Source organism: Steroidobacter flavus (assembly GCF_042651805.1).
GTDB classification, from domain to species: domain Bacteria; phylum Pseudomonadota; class Gammaproteobacteria; order Steroidobacterales; family Steroidobacteraceae; genus Steroidobacter; species Steroidobacter flavus.
Genome location: NZ_JBHSDU010000003.1, coordinates 239932 through 261714 on the forward strand (window position 1 = coordinate 239932; position 21783 = coordinate 261714).

The following is a 21783-nucleotide window of genomic DNA, read 5'->3' on the forward strand; positions in this document are numbered from 1 at the left end:
CCAGGTGCGCACCCTAGTGCTCGTGACCGTGGTCGTCTCCCCGATGCGCTTGGTAGTGCGCGCGAAGCAAGTCCCCGCCGAAGTCGCGCTCCAGATCGCGCCACACACTGTGGATATGATTCGCGTTGTTCTGAGTGTTGTCGTACTCGATGAGAACAGTCGGGCCGTGCACTCGGTAGTAGTGCGGCTTGCCCGGCTCAAGACTGCCGGCCCATCCAAAGTGCAGTTTGTCGAACCCCGCGCGCTCAATGCGCTCGAGTTGCTCCCGTGCAGCACTCTCCGTCATGCGATCCGAGTAGACGTGCAGTAGCTTGCGCAATTGCGCTTGCTCAGCCTGAGACATATCCCCTGCCGCAAGTCCTTCAATGCTCAACGAGCGTACGGTTGGGTCGTTACGCGTGGTGATGTCTGTGAAAGCGTCACCGGAAAGGATCGCGCGCGTGCGTCGCTCCTCCGGCAGCATGCGTATCAGATCCCGAGCCAGATCTTCTTCTGCCGCGAGCAATCGCTGACCGGCTTTCGGACCGTACGGTACGCGTGCTGGGTTCGCGCCCATGAAGAGCGGCGCCACGACCTGAGTTTGACCTTCGACATGGGTCACATTGACAGAAAGATGATGACCTTCGAATCGCCACGCCCAAGGTGCACGCGGTCCGGGTTCCCCGAACACTGCCGTGTAGTAGAGCTCCGGATCGCGACGCGGGTTTTTTTCGATCTCCGCCAAGATCGATTCGTGCTGCACGATCTGTTGAGCTGTCTCAAAGCCTGCGGGGCTCAATGCCGAACGCAGCAGTGGATCGATCATCGCTTTCTGGTTCGCATCGAGCTCTGCGAGCGCGACGCCGGCGCGTTTCATGGGGACATAGTTCCAGTTCGTTCGCTCGGACGAATCGAACGGCAACTGTGCTTGTGCTCGCTTGGCTTCTGGTAGCGCTTTCAGAAGGGTACGCGCAGCCGCTGTCCCGGAGGACCGCTTCTCCTCACTCTCATCGGGCACATTTGCGTGGCTGGACATGAGAGCAGCTCCCAAGCTGACCAAGATTACGACGGCGCCGATGAGCAGCACGGGGCTGGCGCGGTTGTTCGAGAGTCCCTTAGTCATGTGGAGGCACTCATCAAAGAGATCTCCCGACTGGCACGCCACTCGATGTAGTAACGCGATTCTGGGGGCACTGTCCGACTACGCTTGGGTTCCAGGCGCAGTTCCCCTGATGCTGAGCTCACCGGCTCGCCGGCAGCTTCACAGTCACCTTGATCTCGAACTGAAACCCGGTCAGCCAGGTCACGCCGATGGCCGTCGCGGTCGGGTAGGGAGCGTTGCCCCAGTACTCGGGGACGATCCGCCAGATCTTCTCGAAGTTCTTTTCCAGGTCCACGATGAAGTAGGTGACGTCCACCACGTCGTCGAGCGTGGCGCCGGCGGCCTTCAAGATCGCGTTGAGATTGTCGAACGCGAGGCGGACCTGCTTCTCCAGATCGGGCTCGGGCGAACCGTCTTCGCGACTGCCGACCTGGCCTGAAACAAACAGGAAGCCGTCGGAACGGACCGCCGGCGAATAGCGATAGCGCTCGTAGAGGGCCTGGCGGCCGGGCGGGAAAACGACGTCACGGGTAGCCATGAAAGATCTCCGTACAGGAAGTTGCGATGGCTCCACTGTAGACGCCAACGCGCGATCGACCAACGAGCAAGTCTGTGCATCACTGTTTGTATAATCCAAACAATCCCGGCGAGGATTTCCCGATGGACCGATTCGATGCGATGCAGGCGTTCGTTCGAGTGGTGGAGACCGGCAGCTTTACCAAGGCGTCCGAGACCCTTCACATGAGCAGAACCAGCGTGACTCAACTCGTGCAGCAGTTGGAGGCACGACTACGCGTCAAGCTGCTCAATCGAACCACACGCAAGGTCAACGTGACGGCGGATGGCGCCGCCTACTACGAGCGGTCTGTCCGCGTGTTGGCAGACCTGGACGATGCGGAGACCAGCTTGTCCAGCGCAGCCGCCGAGCCAAGAGGTCGGTTACGAGTGGATGTGCCCAGCCCGCTCGCGCGAATGATACTGGTGCCGGCCTTGCCAGCGTTTCATCAACGCTATCCCGAGATTCAGCTCGACATGGGCGTCAGCGATCGGGTCGTGGATGTGATCGGCGAGAACGTGGACTGCGTCGTGCGTGGCGGTGAGCTTAGAGATCAATCGCTGAAGGCGCGCCACGTAGGCGATCTGCAGCTTGGGGTTTATGCGGCGCCCGGTTATCTGGAGCGCGCCGGTACGCCGGCGCATCCAGATGAGCTGGAAAGTTCACACCATCGCATCGTGGGCTTTTTGTGGGGACGATTGGGCAAACCGTTGCCATACGCCATGCGTCGCGGCGACGAGCGCGTGAACGTGCATGGTCGCTATGTGATCTCCGTCGACGACGGCAATGCCTATCTCGCGGCCGGCGTGGCGGGCATGGGAATTCTATGGCTACCGCACTACATGTCGGACGCCCACGTGGCGCGCGGCGAATTGGTGCCGCTGTTCCAGGACTGGCGCCTCGATTCGATGCCGCTCTACCTGGCGTTTCCTCCGAAGCGGCATGTCAGCGCCAAGCTGCGCGTGTTCATCGATTGGATCGTCGAGCTGATGGCGCGCCATGCGCCCATTGCTGAGAGATGAGAGCAGCCGTGCGCACCAGGAAGCGCTCACTTGTTCTTCACGAGCCCGGCGACGAACTCCTGCACCGACATCTTCTCCAGCTTCGCCCGATCCGCAAACATCGCTTTGATCGCCTCCGCCTGCTTCGCATGAAAGTGCGCGGTGACGGACTCTTCGAACTTCTGCACCAGCACCGGCATCCCCTCCGCTCTCCGCTTCCGATGGCCCAGCGGATAATCCACCTGCACCCGCTCCGTCCGCGTTCCATCCTTGAAGAACACCTGAACCGCATTGCCAATCGCCCGCTTATCTGGCGCGTAATACTCCTCCGTGAACGTCGTGTTCTCACTCACGACCATCTTCTCCCTCAACGCGTCGATCCGCGGATCGCTCGCGACAGCATCTTCATAATCTGACGCCTGCAAGCGTCCGAAGATCAGCGCAACAGCAACCATATATTGAATGCAGTGATCTCGATCGGCGGGGTTGTTCAAAGGCCCCGTCTTATCGATGATGCGAACGCCTGATTCCTGCGTCTCGATCACCACGCGCTCGATGACATCGATGTGACGCTTCACCTGCGGATGCAGCTTCATCGCCGCCTCCACCGCCGTCTGGCCGTGGAACTCGGCAGGGAAGGAAATCTTGAACAGGATGTTTTCCATCACATAGCTGCCGAAGGGCTGCGGGAAGGACAGCGGCTTGCCTTTCATCAACACATCTTGGAATCCCCACGTCGAAGCAGTGACCGCCGACGGATAGCCCATCTCGCCCACCATCGCCATCAACGCATGACGCACAGCCCGACTGGTCGCATCGCCCGCCGCCCAGCTCTTGCGCGATCCTGTATTCGGCGCATGGCGATAAGCCCGCAACGCGCCGCCATCGATAAACGCATTCGAAACCGCGTTGATCACCTGCTCTCGCGATCCGCCGAGCATCGCAGTCGTTACAGCGGTCGACGCCAGACGCACCAACAACACATGATCCAGCCCGACGCGATTGAAACTATTCTCCAGCGCACCGACACCCTGGATCTCATGCGCCTTGATCATCGCGGTGAGCACATCTCTCACCCGCAGCGTCGTTTTCCCCTGCGCCCCACTACGCCGCGCCAGGAAATCAGCAATAGCGAGAATGCCACCGAGGTTGTCGGAAGGATGACCCCACTCCGCCGCCAGCCACGTGTCGTTGAAGTCGAGCCAGCGAACCATCGCGCCGATGTTGAATGCGGCCTGCACCGGATCGAGCTCGTAGCTCGTGCCCGGCACCCGCGAGCCGCCCGGCATCACCGCGCCTGGCACCACCGGCCCCAACAACTTCGTGCACGCTGGATACTGCAAAGCCTGGAAGCCGCAGGCCAACGTATCCATCAAGCAGTAGTAGGCCGTCTCGTAAGCCGCCTCACTGTCGATCCGATACGACAGCACGTAATCGACGATCGCCGCCAGGATCTGATCCGGTGCCGGACGTTCCGCGGATTTGAGATCGTGATGGGCCATTACTTCCTCTGATCGAGCGGCACGAACTTCAGATTCTCCGGCCCGGTGTAGTTCGCGCTCGGGCGGATGATCTTGCCGTCCTCGCGCTGCTCGATCACGTGCGCCGCCCAGCCGGTGGTGCGGGCGATGACGAACAGCGGAGTAAACATCGCTGTCGGCACGCCCATCAGGTTGTAGGAAACCGCCGAGTACCAATCCAGATTCGGGAACATGTTCTTGATCTCTTTCATCGTCTTTTCCAGACGCGCGGCGACATCGAACATTTTTCTGTCGCCGGCCTCCTCCGCCAGCTTCTGAGCAACGTCTTTGATCACCTCGTTGCGCGGATCAGAGATCGTATAGACCGGATGACCGAAGCCGATGATCACTTCTTTGTTCGCCACCCGCTTGCGAATGTCTTCATCGGCCTGCTCGGGCGAGTCATAGCGCTGCTGGATTTCGAACGCGACTTCATTCGCACCGCCGTGCTTCGGTCCACGCAAGGCACCGATCGCGCCAGTGATGGCCGAATACATATCCGAGCCCGTGCCCGCGATGACACGAGCGGTAAACGTCGACGCGTTGAACTCATGCTCGGCATAGAGAATGAGCGACGTATGCATTGCATGCACCCACTCACGCGACGGCGTTTCCTGATGCAACAGGTGCAGGAAATGACCGCCGATCGAATCGTCGTCGGTGTCTACATCGATGCGGCGACCGTTATGACTGTAGTGATACCAATACGTGAGCATGGAGCCGAGGCTGGCGATGAGCCGGTCGGCGATGTCACGAGCCGCCGCAGTCGCGTGATGTTCGGGCTCCGGCAGAATGCAGCCCAACGTAGACACACCAGTGCGCATCACATCCATCGGATGAGCGCCGGCGGGAATTTGCTCGAGCACCGATTTGAGCGCGGCCGGCAAGCCGCGCAGGCGTGACAGCTTGGCTTTGTAGCCGGCGAGCTCGGCGTGATTGGGTAGCTTGCCGTGAATCAGCAAGTACGCGATTTCCTCGAACTCGCAGCTCTTGGCGATATCGAGAATGTCATAACCGCGGTAATGCAGATCGTTGCCGCTGCGTCCGACGGTGCAAAGCGCGGTATTGCCAGCGGTCACACCGGACAGTGCGACAGACTTCTTCGGCTTGAAACCGGCGGTCGAAGATGCTTCGGTCATCGCGAGCCCCCTGACGTTGCTCTGAAATATTTCCTTGGCGAGCCGCGCTTGGAATGCGCAAAGCGCAGCACCGCCGCTACTTTGCCACACTGGCCAGTCCGGCAGGGGCGAACAATGGGGTATTGCCGAAGCCGCCGCCCCGGTGGGCCGGCGGCGGCAAGATCAGGCTAAAGGCGCGGCGGCCTGCACTGGACCCGCGAGGGTCTTCAGCGGCACCGTTTCATCGGCGAGCGCCGCGGGGTCGAAGGGTTTACATGCCGCCACCATGCGCTTGGCGACCATGAATTCCTGGGCGCGATTGACGGCGTCGACCGCGATCAGCCGGCCTTCCTTCAAATAGAACGCGGCAAACGACTTGTTCTCCATCGAGCCACGCAGCACGAACTGATCGTAGCCTTGCGACAGCCCGGTCATTTGCAACTTCAGATCGTATTGATCGGACCAGAACCACGGCACCGAGTCGTAGACCTTCGGCTTGCCAGCGAGCGAACCCGCTGCGACCCGTGCCTGCTCGACAGCATTCGGCACCGACTCCAAACGAATGCGTCTTCCGCAGAACACGCTGGGATGACTCGTGCAATCGCCCGCCGCGACGATATCCGGATCGGACGTGACCGCGTACTCGTTGACGACGATGCCGTTGTCGACATCCAGACCCGCGGCCTGCGCCAGCTCGGTGTTAGGTAACAAGCCGATGCCGACGACGACGAAGTCCGCCGGAATCACCACACCGCCCGTGCAGTGAACGGCAGTCACAGCATCGCCCGCTTCGTTGAAGTCGAGCCCGGTCACTTCGATGTTGGTGCGCAGATCGACGCCGGCATTGCGATGGATCGTCTCGTAGAACGCAGACATCTGCGGCGCGGTGACTCGTGCGAGCACGCGAGGCAACGCTTCGAGCACAGTAACATTCACGTCGCGCGCAATCGCCGACGCGGCAACTTCCAATCCAACGTAACCGCCACCGATGACGACCAGACGCTGCCCTTCCTGGAAGCGCTCGCGAATCGCCATCACATCGTCAATGTTCCGCAGATAGTGGAAGTTCTTCGTCCGCTCGGCGCGAGCGGCATCGCTGATCGTCATGCGACGAGCGCGACCGCCCGTGGCCAGGCCGAGCTTGGAATAAGTAACTTCGCGACCGTCATCGAACACCAGCTTCTTGTTGGCGCGATCGATGCGCTCGACGCGACGGCTCAACAGCAAGCCAATGTTTGCTTTCTCATACGCAGCCTGTTGCCGCAGATAGAGCGACGTCGCCTCGCACTCGCCTTTCAGATACGCCTTCGACAGCGGCGGCCGTTGATATGGCAGATGCGCCTCTTCGCCGATGACCGTCAGCGGCCCGGCGTAGCCTTGTTGACGTAACGCGAACGCGAGCTCGCCGCCGGCATGACCCGCGCCGACGATATAGATGTGATCTTCAGTGTGCGTATCGGACATGAGTGGAATCTGGAGCGGCGATCATTCTTCCGGAGCGAGCGTCACGCGCAGGCCGTCGTGCTCTGGCTTCAACTGGATCTGACAGGACAGACGCGAGTTGTCCTGACGGAACTGCAGCTCGGCGAGCAGATCGCCTTCATCGCTCTGACGGTCCGGCAACTTCGCGACCCATTCCGGGGCGATGTAGACGTGGCAGGTGGCGCAGGAGCACATGCCACCGCAAATCGCGCTGACGCCGTAGTCCAATTCGCGCAGCGTTTCCATCAAAGAGCCTTGCGGCGCCGTCTCCACCTCGTGCTCACCGCCGTTGCGGTCCACCACGCTCAACCGAATACTCATTCAAATGCTCCAGCCCGAACCAGACCCGAAACCGGGCGGCAATTGTGCCATTTCACGGTCCGGAACGTCTCACAACTTGCCAAAAGAGCCGGCGAACTCCAGCACTTCGCGGGCCAGGCGTTGCTTGTCCGCCGCTGTCTTCATCAGCGTCGCGGTCACGTGCGTGGCGACGCCGATTTCCGGCGCCAGGTGCGCTTCGGACTTGTCGAGCACGAAGCCGTCGATGATGCCTTCGTAGAAGCGGGCGATGGTCGCGGAGGACTGTTCCAGCTGCAATTCGCCCATGATTTTACTGGTCGGGCCCTTCACCGCCTGGCCGTTGACCAGCGGCGATACGGCAATGACTGGCGCTCGCGCCTCGACCAGCAACTCGCGCCACGCGGGCATTTCCAGGAACGGCGCGATGCTCAGCCAGGGATTCGACGGACAGATCACGATGGTCTGCAGCGCCGGGTCGTCTGCCACCTCCCGAAGGATAGGCACGAGCTGTGCGTCGGCCGCGCCCGCATAGGCGAGCCCCTTCACCACCGGTTCGCAGCGGCGCGCGACGAAATAGTGCTGAAAATCCAGCGTGCCCTCGTCGGTGATCACCATGGTCCGCACCAGATCGTTCGACATGGGCACCACCCGGCTGAGGATGCCGAAGTGACGCGCGAAATCGGCGGTGATGCCGGACAGCTTTTCGCCAGCATTCAGGCGGCGCGTGCGCTCGATATGGACCGCCAGGTCCTTGTCGCCGAGCCGGAACCAGCTCTCGCCGCCGAGCCGCTCGATTTCCGCCATGAAATGCCAGCTCTCGTTGGCACGGCCCCAGCCGAGCTCAGGGTTGGCCAGGTCGGCGAGCGTGTAGAGCAGAGTGTCGATGTCGGGCGAGATCGACAGGCCCAGGTGCTCGAAATCGTCGCCGGTGTTGACCGCGACGGTCAGCTCTCCCGGCGGCAGCACATGTTGTAAACCCACGGCGAGCTTGGCTCCGCCGATGCCTCCTGAAAGCGCCAGTACCTGAGTCATCGGAACAGATCCTGCTCCGTGGAGCGCAGTAACGCCGCCGCGTTACGTTCAGTCGCCGTCCATTGCAGTCCTCGTGCGATCACCACTGGAGTTCCCTCGCTTGCTTCACCCATGACCAACGCGGCGCCGGCGGCAACGGCGTCGGACAAAGCGACCTCCGTCATTTCCAGCACGCGACCTTCCCGGTCATATTCGCCGCGACGGTCGATAATGGATGGCAGTCCGGCCGCTCCAATGGCGACGTTGACTACGCCGTTGCGCCAGGCCCGGCCGAAACTGTCGCTGATCAGCACCGCTACCGGCACTTGCCAACGCGCCATCAGCTCGCTCCGCAAGCGTTCGGCGGACGCATCCGGATCCTGAGGCAGTAGCAGCACCTGATCCTGCGCGGCACCGGGAACGTTCGATCGGTCGACGCCGGCGTTGGCCATCACATGGCCGAGCCGGTGGCGAACGATGAGCACATTGGGCACGGCCCGCATCACTTCCTGTGACTCCGACAGCACGACTTCGACGAGTCGCGCGTCCTTGCGAGTTTGGGCCGCCAGCTCCAATGCTCGAGCCGACGGCGTGATCGTGCGCAGGTCGACGGTGCGACCTTCGGCTTTGGAAACAATCTTCTGTGCCACGACGATCACATCGAACGGCGCGGGCACGAGGCCCGCAATGTCGACCGCCGCTGCGACGGTCTGCGACAGATCGTGACCCGCCTTGATTTCGGGCAAGCCCGGCAAGGCGGTGAAGACGACGGATTTCACGCGATGAATCAGCGGCCCGTGAACTGCGGTGCGCGCTTCTCGAAGAAGGCTTTCACGCCTTCGCGGAAATCCTGGCTGTCGATACAACCCTTTTGAATCTCGCCTTCCTCGCGGATGGCACCCGCGAGATCCAGTGCGTGTGCGCGACGAAGCAGCTTCTTCGTGCCCGCCAGCGCCAACGGTGCGGCGTCGGCCAATTTCTCGGCGAGCGCGATGGCCTGGTCGAGCAATTCCGCATCGGGCACAACACGATTCGCGAGGCCCAGCTCGACACACCGAGCCGCTGGAATGCGATCGCCGATCAATGCCAGCTCAAAGGCGTGCCGTGTACCGACGCGCTCCGCGAATTGCCACGTGAGACCGCCATCGGGCACCAGTCCGATTTTCGCAAACGGCAATTGCACAAACGCTTTCTCGCCCATCACCAGCATGTCGCATGCGAGCGCATAACCCGCACCTATGCCGCTGGCGAAACCGTTGACCGCGCCGATGACCGGCTTCGGCAGCTCGGCGATGGCCAGAATGCCGGGCCCGAATTCTTCTTCGAGCATCGCCTGCACCTTGGCCCCCGAGGGCGGCAACCCGTTGAGATCGGCGCCGGCGCTGAAACCGCGGCCCACACCGGTCAGGACCACGGCGCGAATGTGCTCGGCGGCCGCGATCTTCTTGAAGGCATCGATGAGGCCGACACGCATCTCTTGCGTGAACGTGTTCAGCGCATCGGGACGATTCCACGTGACAATCGCCACCCGGCCGCGCTCTTCGTACAGGACTTCGCTCATAGGTCTCCCCTTCAACAGCTTGGCAGGATGGCGCGAACCCGCCTGTCGCGCAACTGGCGGCAACGCCGGCAGACAGTGCTATTGCCTATTTCGAACGGGGGTCGCGCACTTCGGGCTGGGAGATGCCGCCAGCCCGCACGCGAGCCACTGTCCCCAGCAGCAGACGGGCCGCATTGCGAACTTCCTGCTGAATCGCCTGGTCCTTGTCGAGCGCTTCATGACTGGTCGCATACGGCTCGTAATAGCCGATGTATCGATCGATGTTCGCGTCGCCGCCGGCCGGCACCAGCTCCATGTCGCACATCCAGTCATGCAGATTGCGACGTAATGTTTCAGCGCCGACCGTGTCTCCGTGCACGACGGTGGAGAACGCACGGCCTTTCAGATGTCGCGGATAATCCCAACCTTCGAGCTCGATGGCCTTGGCCTTCTTCGCGTTCTTGCCATCCGTGCGCGTGGGATCGGGATTGCCGCCGTCGGCGCACACCAGACGATCGATCATCAGTTTCAACGGCGACGGCGCCTGATACCAATACACCGGCGTAATAATCATCACACCGTGCGCAGCGACCCAGCGCGGATAGATCTCGTTCATCCAGTCGTTGATCTGACCGAGCGAATGATTGGGATAGCATGAGCACGGCCAGTGACAGAGCGGCATGGCCGTCGCCACGCAGGCCTTGCACGGATAGATGACTCGGCCGTACTCGGCCGTCAGATGACTGAGGTCGAGCAGATCGACGCTCGCCCGCTCGGCCACCAATGTTTGCTCCGCGAGCTGGCACAAGCGATAGCTCTTCGACACCTCGCCCGGGCACGTTTGCTCGTGGCGGGCCGCGCCATTGATCAGCAGAATCCGAGCTGCGCCCGTCGTATCTTCGTGCAAGCGCTGCGCTTTGCGAATCTCGTCGCGCGCCTGCAACCATTGTTCGGATAATTGATATTCCGGATTCTCGAACTCCGGTCCGGCGGCACGAGTGCGAGGCGCCTTCCGGCCTTCGTGATAGGCCTCCCACGCAATGTCCGCCAGGGCGTCGATCTGCTCCTTCGAGCCGTCGAACGCGGGATCGTAGAAGCGCTGGCGGAAGCGGGTCCGGAAGGTGTCCTTGTCGATCTGCGCCGACACTCCGAGCTTTCTGGGCTCGGGCACAGCGGGCTCATTGCAGTTGTCGGTAGTCGTAGACACTTGGGAAGCAACGCTGCCCTCGAATCTCGTGTTCCCCATGAACTTTGCGCGCCCTTCCGGGTTAATCACGGATGCGCGGCACACGGCGGTTCGCGCACAAGATGACGGAGATTTTCATGCAAGAGTTGAGCGCAGCGGTTGCCAGCATCGATCGGGCGACCTGGATCACGATCGGCTGCACCCTGCTGGGGCTGCTGGTGGCACATGTAATTCTGAGTTGGGCCATCAAATACAAGGCGGCGCGCGAGACGAACAACCACATGCCGATGGAAGACGGCACGCAGGCCGCGATCCGTCGCTGGATCTGGCGAGGCGCCCTACGTTGCATTCGTCCGCTGGCGTTTCTGATCTGGGTGAACGGCCTGTACGTGCTCGCGACCACTCTCGTCCGCGACCTCGAGGAATACAAATTTTCCACGACCGCGCTCGCTGCACTGGAATGGTGGCAGGGCCTCGGCACGCTCATCGGCATTACATGGTTGCTGGTGCGTATCGGCGTCACGACGGATACGGCGCTCCGCAAGATTGCCGCTCGTCACGACAACAATTGGAGCGAGATTCTGATTCCTTTCGCCGGCCGCGCCGTGCGCTGGGTGTTGCCGCTGATCGCCGTTCTGTTGGGAGCGCCCGCGCTGGCGGTGTCGTCGAAGACCGAAGCCATCGTGAAGGACGCGACCAGCATCCTGCTGATCGCGACGCTCGCCTACATGGCCCTGCAACTGATCCAGGTGGGAACGTCACTGATCCTGACCCGACAGCAATTGACCGTGAGTGACAACCGTCGCGCGCGGGCCATCTACACGCAAGTGACGATGCTTCGGAAGATTGTCACTTCCATCGTCGCGCTCATCGCCGTCGCGTCCATGCTCATGGTGTTCGACTCGGTCCGTCACTTCGGCACCGCCATCATCGCATCGGCAGGCGTGGGTGCCGTGATCCTCGGCTTCGCAGCTCAGAAGAGCATCGCCACGCTGCTGGCTGGCATCCAGATCGCGCTGACGCAGCCCATCCGCATCGACGACGTGGTGATCGTCGAAGGCGAATGGGGCCGCATCGAAGAGATCACGCTCACTTACGTGGTGGTTTGTATCTGGGACTGGCGCCGGCTGGTGCTGCCCATTTCTTATTTCATTGAGAAGCCCTTCCAGAACTGGACGCGCACGACCGCGGAAGTCATCGGGTCGGTGTTTCTTTATGTCGATTACAACGTGCCTCTCGCGCCGCTGCGTGCCGAGCTTCAGCGCATTCTCGAGGCGTCGCCGCTTTGGGATCGCAAGGTGAGCGCGCTACAGGTCACGGATACGAAACAACACACCGTCGAGGTCCGCGTGATCGTCAGCGCGCGTGATGCCGGTCAGGCCTTCGACTTGCGCTGTGACGTGCGTGAAAGGCTCATCGGCTATTTGCAAAAGAACTATCCGGACAGTTTGCCGAGAATTCGCGCGACACTGGAAAGCGAGACTGCCAACGAGAGAACGCTCGACGCGCCGCTCAAGCGCACCGAACGCCGCAACGAAGCCGCCGCCGTCAACTCTTGATCGGCACCCACACTTCCAGACCGCCCTGGCCGGTCTTGGCATCGAACTCGGGGCCGTAAACTTCGAGCAACGGCCCATCGGCCGCTTGGTGACCCGATGCCGGCATCCATTGCCCCCAGATGGCCGCTAACGTGTCACCAATAGTCGAGATGTGCTCGCGATGTTTGAAGATCGCATAGCGCTGCGGACTGACGCGCAGCGTGCTCAGCTCCGGCGGCGTGCGGGCGAAATCGCTCACCTGGGCAGCACACAGATATTCCATGTTGCCCGCGTCGTCGACGTTGTAGACCACGCCGTAAGCGGTGTTGCCCACTTGGTCAGGGATGTGGTCCAAGTAAGGCACGAACCGTTTCCACTGCGACGGAATACCCGCCTTGTTGTCGCACTTGTAACGCGCGCCGATGCCGGCGAGCAGTAACGCATTGCCTTGTTCGAAACGCGGCGGCTCGAGCTTGGGAAGATGCTGATGAGTCATGGCGATGGCCTCCACGATGGTGGCCCGCGCCCGCCTGATCGATCTTACGGTCAGCGTGCCGGTGCCTTGATCAGTGCCTGGTCCAGGATACCGCCGTCGGCGAAGTGAGTTTTGATCACGTTGTCCCAGCCGCCGAACACGTCCTCGACCGTGACCAGCTTGATGGCCGGAAACTGCGCCGCATATTTCTTCTGAACGTCGGCGTCGCGGACGCGGTTGTAGTGCCGGGCGATGATGTCCTGGCCGGCCGGGCTGTAGAGATACTTCAAATAAGCGGTCGCGGCTTCACGCGTCTTCTTACGATCCACGACCTTGTCGACCACGGCGACCGGAAAATCGGCGCGCAGGCTCATGGACGGAACCACTTCCTGCAGGTTGCTCTTGCCGTACTCGCGACGGATAGCGGTGATCTCGCTCTCGAAGGTCACGAGCACGTCGCCGATATTGCGTTCGATGAACGTCGTCGTCGCGCCGCGTCCGCCCGTATCGAACACCGGCACATTCGCGAGCAACCGAGTTACGAAGTCCTTCGCTTTCGTCGCATCGCCCTTGTTCTGCGCCAGCGCATACGCGTACGCGGCGAGATAGGTGTAGCGGCCGTTGCCCGACGTCTTGGGATTTGGAAACACGACCTGAATGCCCGGCCGCGCGAGATCGCTCCAGTCCTTCACCTGTTTGGGATTGCCCTCGCGCACCATCAACACCGGCAGCGAATAAAACGGCGAGGCGTTGTTCGGCAGCCGCTGCCGCCAATCCGCGCCGACCAGGCCAGCCTTGTGGAGCAGATCGATGTCGGTGGCCTGATTGAACGTCACCACGTCGGCCGGCAACCCATCGGCCACGGAGCGCGCCTGTTTGGAAGAGCCGCCATGGGACTGGCGGATCTTGAGCGTCTGGCCGGTCTGCTTCTTCCATTCAGCGACGAACGCGGGATTCACATCCTCGAACAGCTCGCGCGCCACGTCATACGAGGCATTGAGCAGGTCCTGCGAAAACGCGGCGGGGGCCAGCAGCAATCCGGCCAGCACCAGCCAGGGGCGAACGTTCATGCACACTGCCATCGTTCCTGAATGAGGGGCAGCGATTCTGCAGGGAGCGCACCGGCCATGTCAGTACCGGCGCGGTGATAAGGAAGTTATCGGCGGTTATGAGAGAAGGCGGCGTCGCCGGGACGCCGCCTGTGGCCTGGAATGGCCGCTACGACACGAATGACGACTACTGATTCGGCGGTGGCGGCGTCGTGCCTTCGGCCGGCGGCGGAGTCGTGGTATCCGGAGGCGGCGGCGTCTCGGACGGCGACGGGCTCGGTGCCGGTTCAGCCGGGGTCGGTGCAGGTGTCGTCGGCGCGGTATCGGCCGGCGGCGAAGTCATATCCGAATTGTCGTGCTTTTTCTGGCAACCCGCCGCGAACACCAGGGCGGTCACGGCAAGCAATGTAAAGACACGCATGTCTCATCCTCCAGGAAATGTTTTCCGATGGACTCGGGTCCCCCTACTAAGCGGTTCACCTCCGCGATGGTTCCAAACGCGGCGGCGTTGACGATGAATGTCAATGTTTCGTCAACATCGGTTCGTGCGTTCGTCACCGCCGCCTCTCTATAATGCGCCCGCGAATACCAACCATACGATCGAAGGAACGCTTTCATGCCCGCGTCCGCCCGCGCCCTGGTTCATGCCTTCCTGGAGCGCGAGTTCATCCGGCAAGTGGAGTTTCTTGCCGAGCTGGTGCGCGTGCCCAGCGACAATCCTCCTGGCGACTGCTCGCCCGCCGCGGAGCGTGCGCATGAATTACTCGAAGGTCTGCTCGATCTGGAAGTTGAAACAGACGTCGTGCCGGCGTCGGTCGCGAAAACAAATGGAATGATTTCCGTGACCAATCTCATCGTGCGCCGGCGCTTCGGCCGCGGCGGCGCGACCATCGCGCTGAACGCGCACGGCGATGTGGTGCCGCCGGGCCAAGGCTGGACGCGCGATCCTTACGGCGCGGAAATCATCGACGATCCCGATCACGGCCTGGTGATGTTTGGTCGCGGCGTCGCAGTGAGTAAATCTGACTTCGCCACCTACACATGGGCGCTGCTCGCTCTGATAGAGCTCGAAAAGCACGGCGTGCCGCTCAACGGCGTGGTCGAGCTGCATTTCACCTATGACGAGGAAGTCGGCGGCAACCTCGGCCCGAAGCGCCTGCTACAACAGCACCTCAGCACGCCGACCCTAGCCATCTGCGCCGGCTTCTCGTATGCGGTCACCAGCGCGCACAACGGTTGTTTGCACATGGAAGTCGTGGTGAATGGCAAATCGGGCCACGCCGCGATTCCTGCCAGTGGTGTCGATGCGCTCGAGGCGGCGACCGATGTTCTCAACGCGCTTTATTCCCATCGGGCCGAGTTGTCGCAAAAGCAATCGAAGGTGCGCGGCATCGAGACTCCGACGCTCACCGTCGGGCTCATTCAAGGGGGCATCAATACGAATGTCGTGCCCGATCAGGTCACGCTTCGTTTGGACCGTCGCACGATCCCCGAGGAGTCTGCGGAGGAAGCGGAGTCACAACTGCGCGCGTTGATTGAAAGCGCAGTCGCGCATCGCCCCGGCATCACGTTGGAGATCAAGCGCATCATGCTGGCGGAGCCGCTGCTCGAACTGCCCGACGCCGCGCGAATGATCATCGCTCTGCGAACACACGCGGAAGAAGAGTTTGGTGTCGCGATCCCGGTGCAAGGCGTGCCGCTCTACACCGATGCGAGACATTATTCCTCGGCCGGCATTCCCACCGTGTTATATGGCGCGGGCCCTAAAACATTGCAGGACGCGAATGGCCACGGCGCCGACGAATGTTTGCGCCTCGACGATTTGCGAAAAGCGACCGCGGTGGTCGCGCTGACGCTCGCGGACTTGATGAAGGGCAACTAAAACTTAGTTTGCGACGTCGGCAGAAAGAAACTTTCGTCGACCGGCTTGTTGGCCAGAATCTCTTCGCGAGTCAGTCCCTGCACTTCGTGCGGGAACACCAGCCACTGATCGGTCTCGCGAATAAAATAATCCGGTCGCAACGAGCTGGTGTTCCTCGTGGGCTTGTAATAGACCGTCGCGATCCTGACCTGCTCCGGCATATTGCGCCGGCAGCGACGTTGCAGCTCGGCGACCACGGCTTCCAGGCTGCGCCCTGAATCGAACACGTCGTCGATCAACAGCAGCTGGTCCTCGAAACTCAACTGCGATACCAGGTAGTCGATGGCGTGCACGCGCACCGTCTTCGCTTGCTGATCGATGCCCTGATAGGACGACGTGCGGATCGCGATGTGATCGCATTCGATGCCGTTGAACTCCAGCACCTCTTGCACCGAGATGCCGATCGGCGCCCCGCCGCGCCAGACGCCCACCAGGAACGACGGCCGGAAGCCGCTGCGGACGATCTGCAGCCCCAGCGCCAGCGAGTCCCGCAACAGGGAATCTGCCGAAATATAGGTTTTTTCCATGGCCGCATCATACACGCCGGCCACAACTCGCTTACACTGTCGACCTGATTCCGTAGACGAGGTTGACAGCATGAACTGGCTCGAACGCGACGCCGCCACGGTGTGGCACGGCTTTACTCAAATGGATTGCTATGGCGCCAACCGCCCGGTGATCGTGGAGCGCGCCGAAGGTCGCGAATTGATCGGCGTCGACGGGCGTCGTTACCTGGACGCAGTCTCATCGCTGTGGGTCACGACGCTGGGTCATCGCGTGCCGGAGCTCGATCAGGCCTTGCGCGAGCAGCTGGATCGTGTCGCCCACTCCACCATGCTCGGCAATGGCAACCGCATCGTCATCGAGTTCGCCGAAGCGCTCGCACGCGTCGTGCCGGTCGATCGAGCACACACCTTGTTCGCCTCCGATGGCGCCGCCGCCGTCGAACAGGCATTGAAGATCGCGTTCCAGTACTGGACCAACAAAGGCGAGCCAGGCCGCACCACTTATCTGGCATTCGGCGACGGCTATCACGGCGACACCATCGGCTCGCTCTCGTTGGGCGGCGGTGGTTTCGGCACGGAGATCTTCGATCCGCTGCGCTTCCCAGTGATCCGCGCTCCTGCATTCACCGAGCCGGGCGCTCTACATAAAGCTGCGCAGTTGGTTCGCGAACATCATCGCAAGCTCGCGGCCGTTGTCGTCGAGCCGCTGGTCCAAGGTGCGGCTGGCATGTCGATCGCACCGGCTGCCGATTTCGCCGAGCTTGGCAAGGCCTGTCACGAAACGGGCGTGCTGCTGATCTGCGATGAGGTCGCGACCGGCTTCGGTCGCACCGGCACGCTGTTCGCTTCCGAGCAATGCGGCCTGCGACCGGACTTGATGTGTTTGGGCAAAGGCATCACCGGAGGTTATCTGCCGATGTCGGCGACCGTTGCCTCACAACGCGTATTCGCTGCGTTTCTCGGCCCGGACCTGAGCGAGAAGACGCTGTATCACGGTCACTCGTACGGCGGTAACGCGCTCGCGGCGGCGGTCGCGCTCAAGCACTTACAGATGATGACGTCGCTGCCCGTCCTTGACAACGTTCGTGAGCGCTCGTCACAGCTGCGTGCGGAGCTCGAGACACGCATTCGCCCATTCAAGCGCGTCAAAGACATTCGTCTGCAAGGTCTGATGGGCGCCGTCGAGCTGGATACGAGCCACGACTCGAAGTTCGCGCGCCGAGTTTGTGCCGCAATGGTCGAACGCGGTGTGTTGTCGCGCTCCATGGGCCCCGTTGTGACAATCGTTCCGCCGCTCACCACTACCGCGGAGGAGATCGAGCGCATCGTCGTGACACTCGCGGCCGCACTGGAGGAAACAGCGTGAGCGCTTGGAATACCTGGGCAGAGCGCGAGCTGGCCGGTCTGCGTGCCATTAACAGATATCGCGAAACCGTGCCGTTCGATGGGGACGGCCCGGAAGGCAAACTGCGAGATCGTCGGCTCGTTTCTTTTGCCTCCAACGACTATTTAGGCCTCGCTTCGCATCCGCAGGTGAAGCTCGCCGCCATTGCGGCGATTGAACGCTTTGGCACCGGTGCAATGGCCTCACGTCTGATTGTCGGCACACGCAGCTTGCATGTCGAATTGGAATCTTTACTCGCCGAGTGGAACCATTCGGAGCGCTCGCTCGTGTTCTCTTCCGGGTATGCGGCCAATCTCGGCGTGCTTACAACATTGGGCGAAACGGACGTGACGCTTTTTAGCGACGAGCTCAATCACGCATCGATTATCGATGGTTGTCGTCTGGCCAAAGCGCGCACTTTGATTTACCGTCACCTGGATCTGCAGCACCTGCAGATTCTGCTTAGACAAACTCCAGGTCGGAAAATCGTGGTGACTGAATCGGTGTTCTCCATGGACGGTGACACTGCGCCCTTGCCTGCGCTCGCACAGTTGTGCAGCGAGCACGGGGCGTTACTCATATTGGATAACGCGCATGCGGCGCTGGGCCCGAAGCTCGCGCCGACTCGCGATCTAGAGGTGTTGCACGTCGGCACGCTGTCGAAGACGCTGGGCTCGCTCGGCGGCTTCGTCGCCGGCTCCAGCCGTCTGATCGAGCTGCTGGTCAATCGCGCCAGGACTTTTATCTTCACTACCGGTCTGTCGCCCGCCGATACGGCGGCGGCAGCGGCGGCGGTGCGGATCTGTCGCAGCGAGGAAGGCGATCATTTGCGAGCGCGCTTGCGAGCTCTCATCGATATGATCCGGCCCGGCCATCCATCGGCCATCGTGCCCATCGTGCTCGGCGAGGATGCAGCGGCGCTTGCCGCGGCAGCCGAGTTGCGAGAAGCCGGCATTCACGTGCCGGCAATTCGCCCACCGACGGTGCCCAAAGGAACGGCACGCCTGCGCGTCGCGCTGTCCGCATCGCATACCGAAGCGATGGTCAGGAGCTTGCAAGCTGCGCTCGCTAACTTAACTTGTATTAATTCGAACTAGCCAAAGACGCATGATCGAGACTGACTCCAGACCTTCCCTATTGATTGGTGTGATTGGTACGAACACGGAAGTAGGAAAGACCTGGGTAACCGCGCAACTCCTCGCAACGCTGAAACTGCGTGGCGCGCGTGTTGCCGCACGAAAACCTGTGCAATCGTATGGACCGGACGAAATCGACACGGACGCCGCGCGGCTCGCGGGAGCGAGTGGCGAAGAAGTATCGGACATTTGTCCTGCGCACCGCTGGTATCCGATCGCACTGGCGCCGCCGATGGCGGCTCACGCGCTGGGACGAGGCCCGGTGTGGATGTCGGAGATCATCAAAGAGATCCGCTGGCCCGCCGAAGTGGATATTGGTTTCGTCGAGACGGTCGGCGGCGTGCGCTCGCCGCTGGCCTGCGATGGCGACAGCCTCGATCTATTGAATCGCCTGGGCGTGGATCGGCTGCTGCTGGTCGCCGACGCGGAGCTCGGCACCATCAATGCCGTGCGCCTCACGCTGGCTGCGGTGGGCCCCACGCCCACCGTCGTTTATTTGAACCGCTTCGACCCGGACAACCGGCTGCACCAGCTGAATCGAAATTGGCTGATCGAGCAGGACAAGCTCACCGTGATTACCGACGTGCATTCGCTGGCGGTCGCGATCGAAGACGTCTGCGAGGCGGCTTGACGATCACAGCTCCGCACGGACGCCGACGCCTGCCTCGCGAGCACGCTGATAGATAGCATGAGCCGCGGCCAGATCCTGAGCCGCGATGCCCAGCGACTTATAAACAGTCACCTCGAACTCATCGGTGCGGCCCGGCACGGTGCCGTTGAGCACTTCGCCGATTTCGCCGCGAATGTGCTTGGCGGCGTTCGAGCCCATCGCTCCCAGCAGCTCGCCCGCCTGAGCCAGCGCCGAACCTCGGAAGTCGACGAAGAAACTGCTTCGTAAGACCAACGCGTCGTCGACCTCACGCGCGGCGGCGGAGCTCGCGCCGACCAGATTCACATGCGCGCCTTGAGCGATCCATGCGCCTTCGACGATGGGCTCGCGTGCACTGGTGGTCGTGCAGACCAGATCGGCGCCCAGCAGCGCATCGCGAATCGTTCCATAGACTTCGATGCGCGGCATGCCAGGCGCGACCTCGCGATCGGCGAACGCGTAAGCTTTTTCTTTCGAGCGTCCCCAGACGCGCACCGAACGCAACTTGCGAACCAGACTGATCGCCTGCAGATGCGCGACCGCTTGCTCGCCTGTGCCGATGATGGCCAGGTCGCAGGCATCTTCAGACGCCAATGCTTTCGTCGCCACCGCCGTTGCCGCGGCGGTTCTCAGTCCAGTGATCGACGCAGCGTCGATGATGGCCAGCGGCACGCCTTCATGCGCATCGAACAACACCACCACGCCCATGTGAGACGACAGGCCTCGTTGAGCGTTCGCGGGATACACCGCAATGACTTTCGCACCGATGCTCGCCGGCTCGTCGAGATAGCCCGGCATCACCGCCAGAATGTTTTGAGTGCCCGGCGGCACGCAGCCGATGCGCAAGGGCAACTGTGCCCCGCCACGTGAGACTTCCCGCATCGCGCTTTCGACGATGGGAATGCAGTCCTGCATCGGCAAGAGCCGGCGCACGTCGGCGCCGCTGATAACCAGCACGGGGGTAGAGGCTGTATGACTCATTAGATGTCTTCGCGGAACCTTCAGAGACGTCACTCTATCAAAGCGGCGGTTGCCTATATTCACGCAATCCAGCCACGAGTAACGCCAGGCCCTCGGCGAGCTCCTGATGTGATTGGCCATATCCCACTCTGATATGACCGGGCGCGCCGAAGAATTCACCCGGGGCCAGCGCCAGCCGTGAGCGATCCCACATCCAGGAAGCGAAACGACGCGTATCGCTGACATGAGTCAGACGAGGAAAATACATACAACCGTGCTCAGGCACGGCGCCCGCGATCAGTCCTTCGACTTGCAGCTGCGCCACCGTTTCCAACAGCAGCGGTCGATTGCGTGCCAGCACCGAGCGCCAATGCGACTCATACTCGGTCAGCTCGTCGAGAATCAGCGCCGCGATGCCGTGCGTGAATTTGGACGATCCCGATTCGAATTCGGCATACACCGGCCGCAACCGTTGCAACTTGCTGTCAGCGGCGATCATCCAGCCGCATTTCAAGCCGTGCAGGCCGTAGACCTTGGTCAGGCTGTTGACGCTGATGAAACAAGGATCAATCTGCGCCGCGGGGACCGGACGCACGCTGGCCGGCAGGAAATCGCCGTACACCTCGTCGATCAGCACCGTCACCCCGTGTTTGTTCGCAACCTTCGCGATGTCACGTAACGCCGCTTCATCGAAGTAGGCGCCGCTCGGGTTGTGAGCATTGGTCAGCACGACGAGCTCGGTGTTCGGCTGAATCAGCGCCGCCAGCTGGTCGATATCGACCCCGTAGTCCGGCGCCACTCGAGGCAGAAAGCTGATGCTCGCGCCGCGACTCTTGGCGAAGCGCGGCAGCAATTCGAAGTAGGGCCGTTCGATGATGGCGTGCGCACCGGGCTTCAGGAACGCGGTGTAGATCTGCCAGATCGCGGCGGTACAACCGGTCGTGGCCAGGATGCTGCGCTCGTCGACACCGTAGCGCTTCGCGATCGCGCCGATGAGCAGCGGGCTACCCCAACCGAACGTGCTACGGAAAGGCGAGGGTTGCCCCGACTCGAATGCGCGCCGGGCCTGCGCATATAACAACGACGTCGGCTCCTGCATGGTGCTGTCGAACAGCAGCCGGCCGCGCTCGCCCGACGACAACAGCGCCGACAGCTCGCGATACCAGCCGACATAGTCGGGATTGGCAAACACGGCGCTGGCTGAAGCTCGCGGCATCGCCGACCCGGACGCTGATTCGTTCGCTGGCGGGCCCTCCGGCCGCACCGATTCCTCTTGCAAGACCTGTCTCCGCACGCCAGCCCGGGTTTATTGTCCGATCGCCCCCGGGGCATTTCTTTTCGTTGTGCTCCACCGGGGCGCCCCGGCAGGG

At 61.9% G+C, this 21783-nt stretch carries 22 protein-coding genes; 6 read left to right on the forward strand and 16 right to left on the reverse strand.

What is annotated here, in order from left to right:
- Positions 1-13: 13 nt before the first annotated feature.
- Positions 14-1066, reverse strand: a complete 1053-nt coding sequence (locus tag ACFPN2_RS06520) for a DUF3500 domain-containing protein (protein ID WP_380595813.1) — start codon at positions 1064-1066, stop codon at positions 14-16.
- A gap of 154 nt (positions 1067-1220) precedes the next feature.
- A complete protein-coding gene (locus ACFPN2_RS06525; protein ID WP_380595814.1) occupies positions 1221-1619 on the reverse strand; it encodes a RidA family protein in 399 nt (132 codons plus the stop codon).
- Between the two features lie 122 nt (positions 1620-1741).
- On the opposite strand from ACFPN2_RS06525, the gene ACFPN2_RS06530 reads away from it, so the two are divergent.
- Positions 1742-2659, forward strand: coding sequence for a LysR family transcriptional regulator (locus ACFPN2_RS06530; RefSeq protein WP_380595815.1), 918 nt, complete (start codon positions 1742-1744; stop codon positions 2657-2659).
- Positions 2660-2685: 26 nt separating this feature from the next.
- On the opposite strand, the gene ACFPN2_RS06535 is transcribed toward ACFPN2_RS06530, so the two are convergent.
- The 8 genes from ACFPN2_RS06535 to ACFPN2_RS06570 all read right to left on the reverse strand — a co-directional run bounded on the left by ACFPN2_RS06535 (position 2686) and on the right by ACFPN2_RS06570 (position 10780).
- Positions 2686-4140, reverse strand: coding sequence for a bifunctional 2-methylcitrate dehydratase/aconitate hydratase (locus ACFPN2_RS06535; protein WP_380595816.1), 1455 nt, complete (start codon positions 4138-4140; stop codon positions 2686-2688).
- Entirely contained in the window at positions 4140-5297 is a 1158-nt protein-coding gene (prpC, locus tag ACFPN2_RS06540; protein ID WP_380595817.1) for a bifunctional 2-methylcitrate synthase/citrate synthase, read from the reverse strand. Before prpC ends, ACFPN2_RS06535 begins: the two co-directional genes overlap by 1 nt.
- Before the next feature lie 162 nt (positions 5298-5459).
- Positions 5460-6740: an NAD(P)/FAD-dependent oxidoreductase gene (locus tag ACFPN2_RS06545; protein ID WP_380595818.1), complete on the reverse strand. Its 1281-nt coding sequence runs from the start codon at positions 6738-6740 to the stop codon at positions 5460-5462.
- 21 nt (positions 6741-6761) lie between these two features.
- Positions 6762-7079, reverse strand: a complete 318-nt coding sequence (locus tag ACFPN2_RS06550; protein WP_380595819.1) for a 2Fe-2S iron-sulfur cluster-binding protein — start codon at positions 7077-7079, stop codon at positions 6762-6764.
- A gap of 69 nt (positions 7080-7148) precedes the next feature.
- Complete coding sequence (gene cofD, locus ACFPN2_RS06555; protein WP_380595820.1) at positions 7149-8090, reverse strand: 2-phospho-L-lactate transferase; 942 nt, start codon at positions 8088-8090, stop codon at positions 7149-7151.
- Positions 8087-8848, reverse strand: a complete 762-nt coding sequence (gene cofE / locus ACFPN2_RS06560; RefSeq protein WP_380595821.1) for a coenzyme F420-0:L-glutamate ligase — start codon at positions 8846-8848, stop codon at positions 8087-8089. The genes cofD and cofE overlap by 4 nt, the downstream gene beginning before the upstream one ends.
- 8 nt (positions 8849-8856) lie before the next feature.
- Positions 8857-9630, reverse strand: coding sequence for an enoyl-CoA hydratase/isomerase family protein (locus ACFPN2_RS06565; protein WP_380595822.1), 774 nt, complete (start codon positions 9628-9630; stop codon positions 8857-8859).
- Positions 9631-9715: 85 nt separating this feature from the next.
- Entirely contained in the window at positions 9716-10780 is a 1065-nt protein-coding gene (locus tag ACFPN2_RS06570) for a flavodoxin family protein (RefSeq protein WP_380595823.1), read from the reverse strand.
- Between the two features lie 152 nt (positions 10781-10932).
- On the opposite strand from ACFPN2_RS06570, the gene ACFPN2_RS06575 reads away from it, so the two are divergent.
- Positions 10933-12354, forward strand: a complete 1422-nt coding sequence (locus ACFPN2_RS06575) for a mechanosensitive ion channel family protein (RefSeq protein WP_380595824.1) — start codon at positions 10933-10935, stop codon at positions 12352-12354.
- On the opposite strand, the gene ACFPN2_RS06580 is transcribed toward ACFPN2_RS06575, so the two are convergent.
- The 3 genes from ACFPN2_RS06580 to ACFPN2_RS06590 form a co-directional block, all read right to left on the reverse strand.
- The gene (locus tag ACFPN2_RS06580; RefSeq protein WP_380595825.1) at positions 12344-12829 is read right to left on the reverse strand and encodes a GyrI-like domain-containing protein; all 486 of its coding nucleotides are present in this window, start codon (positions 12827-12829) and stop codon (positions 12344-12346) included. The two genes, ACFPN2_RS06575 and ACFPN2_RS06580, sit on opposite strands and share 11 nt — an antisense overlap.
- 50 nt (positions 12830-12879) lie before the next feature.
- Positions 12880-13878, reverse strand: a complete 999-nt coding sequence (locus ACFPN2_RS06585) for a sulfate ABC transporter substrate-binding protein (RefSeq protein WP_380595826.1) — start codon at positions 13876-13878, stop codon at positions 12880-12882.
- 166 nt (positions 13879-14044) lie between these two features.
- Positions 14045-14278 (reverse strand): hypothetical protein, encoded by a 234-nt coding sequence (locus ACFPN2_RS06590; RefSeq protein WP_380595827.1) that lies wholly within the window; start codon positions 14276-14278, stop codon positions 14045-14047.
- Between the two features lie 195 nt (positions 14279-14473).
- Between ACFPN2_RS06590 and ACFPN2_RS06595 the strand changes: the two genes are divergently transcribed.
- Positions 14474-15739 carry a M20/M25/M40 family metallo-hydrolase gene (locus tag ACFPN2_RS06595; RefSeq protein WP_380595828.1) on the forward strand — a complete coding sequence of 422 codons (1266 nt, stop codon included), beginning with the start codon at positions 14474-14476 and terminating at the stop codon, positions 15737-15739.
- Here the strand turns inward: ACFPN2_RS06595 and ACFPN2_RS06600 are convergent.
- A complete protein-coding gene (locus ACFPN2_RS06600; RefSeq protein ID WP_380595829.1) occupies positions 15736-16305 on the reverse strand; it encodes a phosphoribosyltransferase in 570 nt (189 codons plus the stop codon). The genes ACFPN2_RS06595 and ACFPN2_RS06600 overlap by 4 nt on opposite strands.
- A gap of 70 nt (positions 16306-16375) precedes the next feature.
- On the opposite strand from ACFPN2_RS06600, the gene bioA reads away from it, so the two are divergent.
- Genes bioA through bioD form a run of 3 tightly spaced genes read left to right on the forward strand, consistent with a single transcriptional unit; the run spans position 16376 to position 19435 of the window.
- Positions 16376-17650 (forward strand): adenosylmethionine--8-amino-7-oxononanoate transaminase, encoded by a 1275-nt coding sequence (gene bioA, locus ACFPN2_RS06605; protein WP_380595830.1) that lies wholly within the window; start codon positions 16376-16378, stop codon positions 17648-17650.
- Positions 17647-18765: an aminotransferase class I/II-fold pyridoxal phosphate-dependent enzyme gene (locus tag ACFPN2_RS06610; protein ID WP_380595831.1), complete on the forward strand. Its 1119-nt coding sequence runs from the start codon at positions 17647-17649 to the stop codon at positions 18763-18765. The genes bioA and ACFPN2_RS06610 overlap by 4 nt, the downstream gene beginning before the upstream one ends.
- 10 nt (positions 18766-18775) lie before the next feature.
- On the forward strand, positions 18776-19435 hold the full coding sequence (gene bioD, locus ACFPN2_RS06615; RefSeq protein WP_380595832.1) for an ATP-dependent dethiobiotin synthetase BioD: 660 nt from the start codon (positions 18776-18778) through the stop codon (positions 19433-19435).
- A gap of 3 nt (positions 19436-19438) precedes the next feature.
- Here bioD and ACFPN2_RS06620 read toward each other — a convergent pair whose 3' ends face one another.
- Entirely contained in the window at positions 19439-20434 is a 996-nt protein-coding gene (locus tag ACFPN2_RS06620; protein WP_380595833.1) for an ornithine cyclodeaminase family protein, read from the reverse strand.
- Between the two features lie 37 nt (positions 20435-20471).
- On the reverse strand, positions 20472-21629 hold the full coding sequence (locus ACFPN2_RS06625) for a pyridoxal phosphate-dependent aminotransferase (protein ID WP_380595834.1): 1158 nt from the start codon (positions 21627-21629) through the stop codon (positions 20472-20474).
- Between the last annotated feature and the right edge of the window lie 154 nt (positions 21630-21783).

What these genes read in the sequence shown, in the direction of transcription:
- ACFPN2_RS06525 (WP_380595814.1), bottom strand. Translation starts at nt 1,619, where the DNA reads ATGGCTACCCGTGACGTCGTTTTCCCGCCCGGCCGCCAGGCCCTCTAC.
- ACFPN2_RS06530 (WP_380595815.1), top strand. Translation starts at nt 1,742, where the DNA reads ATGGACCGATTCGATGCGATGCAGGCGTTCGTTCGAGTGGTGGAGACC.
- ACFPN2_RS06535 (WP_380595816.1), bottom strand. Translation starts at nt 4,140, where the DNA reads ATGGCCCATCACGATCTCAAATCCGCGGAACGTCCGGCACCGGATCAG.
- prpC (WP_380595817.1), bottom strand. Translation starts at nt 5,297, where the DNA reads ATGACCGAAGCATCTTCGACCGCCGGTTTCAAGCCGAAGAAGTCTGTC.
- ACFPN2_RS06545 (WP_380595818.1), bottom strand. Translation starts at nt 6,740, where the DNA reads ATGTCCGATACGCACACTGAAGATCACATCTATATCGTCGGCGCGGGT.
- ACFPN2_RS06550 (WP_380595819.1), bottom strand. Translation starts at nt 7,079, where the DNA reads ATGAGTATTCGGTTGAGCGTGGTGGACCGCAACGGCGGTGAGCACGAG.
- cofD (WP_380595820.1), bottom strand. Translation starts at nt 8,090, where the DNA reads ATGACTCAGGTACTGGCGCTTTCAGGAGGCATCGGCGGAGCCAAGCTC.
- ACFPN2_RS06565 (WP_380595822.1), bottom strand. Translation starts at nt 9,630, where the DNA reads ATGAGCGAAGTCCTGTACGAAGAGCGCGGCCGGGTGGCGATTGTCACG.
- ACFPN2_RS06575 (WP_380595824.1), top strand. Translation starts at nt 10,933, where the DNA reads ATGCAAGAGTTGAGCGCAGCGGTTGCCAGCATCGATCGGGCGACCTGG.
- ACFPN2_RS06580 (WP_380595825.1), bottom strand. Translation starts at nt 12,829, where the DNA reads ATGACTCATCAGCATCTTCCCAAGCTCGAGCCGCCGCGTTTCGAACAA.
- ACFPN2_RS06585 (WP_380595826.1), bottom strand. Translation starts at nt 13,878, where the DNA reads ATGAACGTTCGCCCCTGGCTGGTGCTGGCCGGATTGCTGCTGGCCCCC.
- ACFPN2_RS06590 (WP_380595827.1), bottom strand. Translation starts at nt 14,278, where the DNA reads ATGCGTGTCTTTACATTGCTTGCCGTGACCGCCCTGGTGTTCGCGGCG.
- ACFPN2_RS06595 (WP_380595828.1), top strand. Translation starts at nt 14,474, where the DNA reads ATGCCCGCGTCCGCCCGCGCCCTGGTTCATGCCTTCCTGGAGCGCGAG.
- ACFPN2_RS06600 (WP_380595829.1), bottom strand. Translation starts at nt 16,305, where the DNA reads ATGGAAAAAACCTATATTTCGGCAGATTCCCTGTTGCGGGACTCGCTG.
- bioA (WP_380595830.1), top strand. Translation starts at nt 16,376, where the DNA reads ATGAACTGGCTCGAACGCGACGCCGCCACGGTGTGGCACGGCTTTACT.
- bioD (WP_380595832.1), top strand. Translation starts at nt 18,776, where the DNA reads ATGATCGAGACTGACTCCAGACCTTCCCTATTGATTGGTGTGATTGGT.
- ACFPN2_RS06620 (WP_380595833.1), bottom strand. Translation starts at nt 20,434, where the DNA reads ATGAGTCATACAGCCTCTACCCCCGTGCTGGTTATCAGCGGCGCCGAC.
- ACFPN2_RS06625 (WP_380595834.1), bottom strand. Translation starts at nt 21,629, where the DNA reads ATGCCGCGAGCTTCAGCCAGCGCCGTGTTTGCCAATCCCGACTATGTC.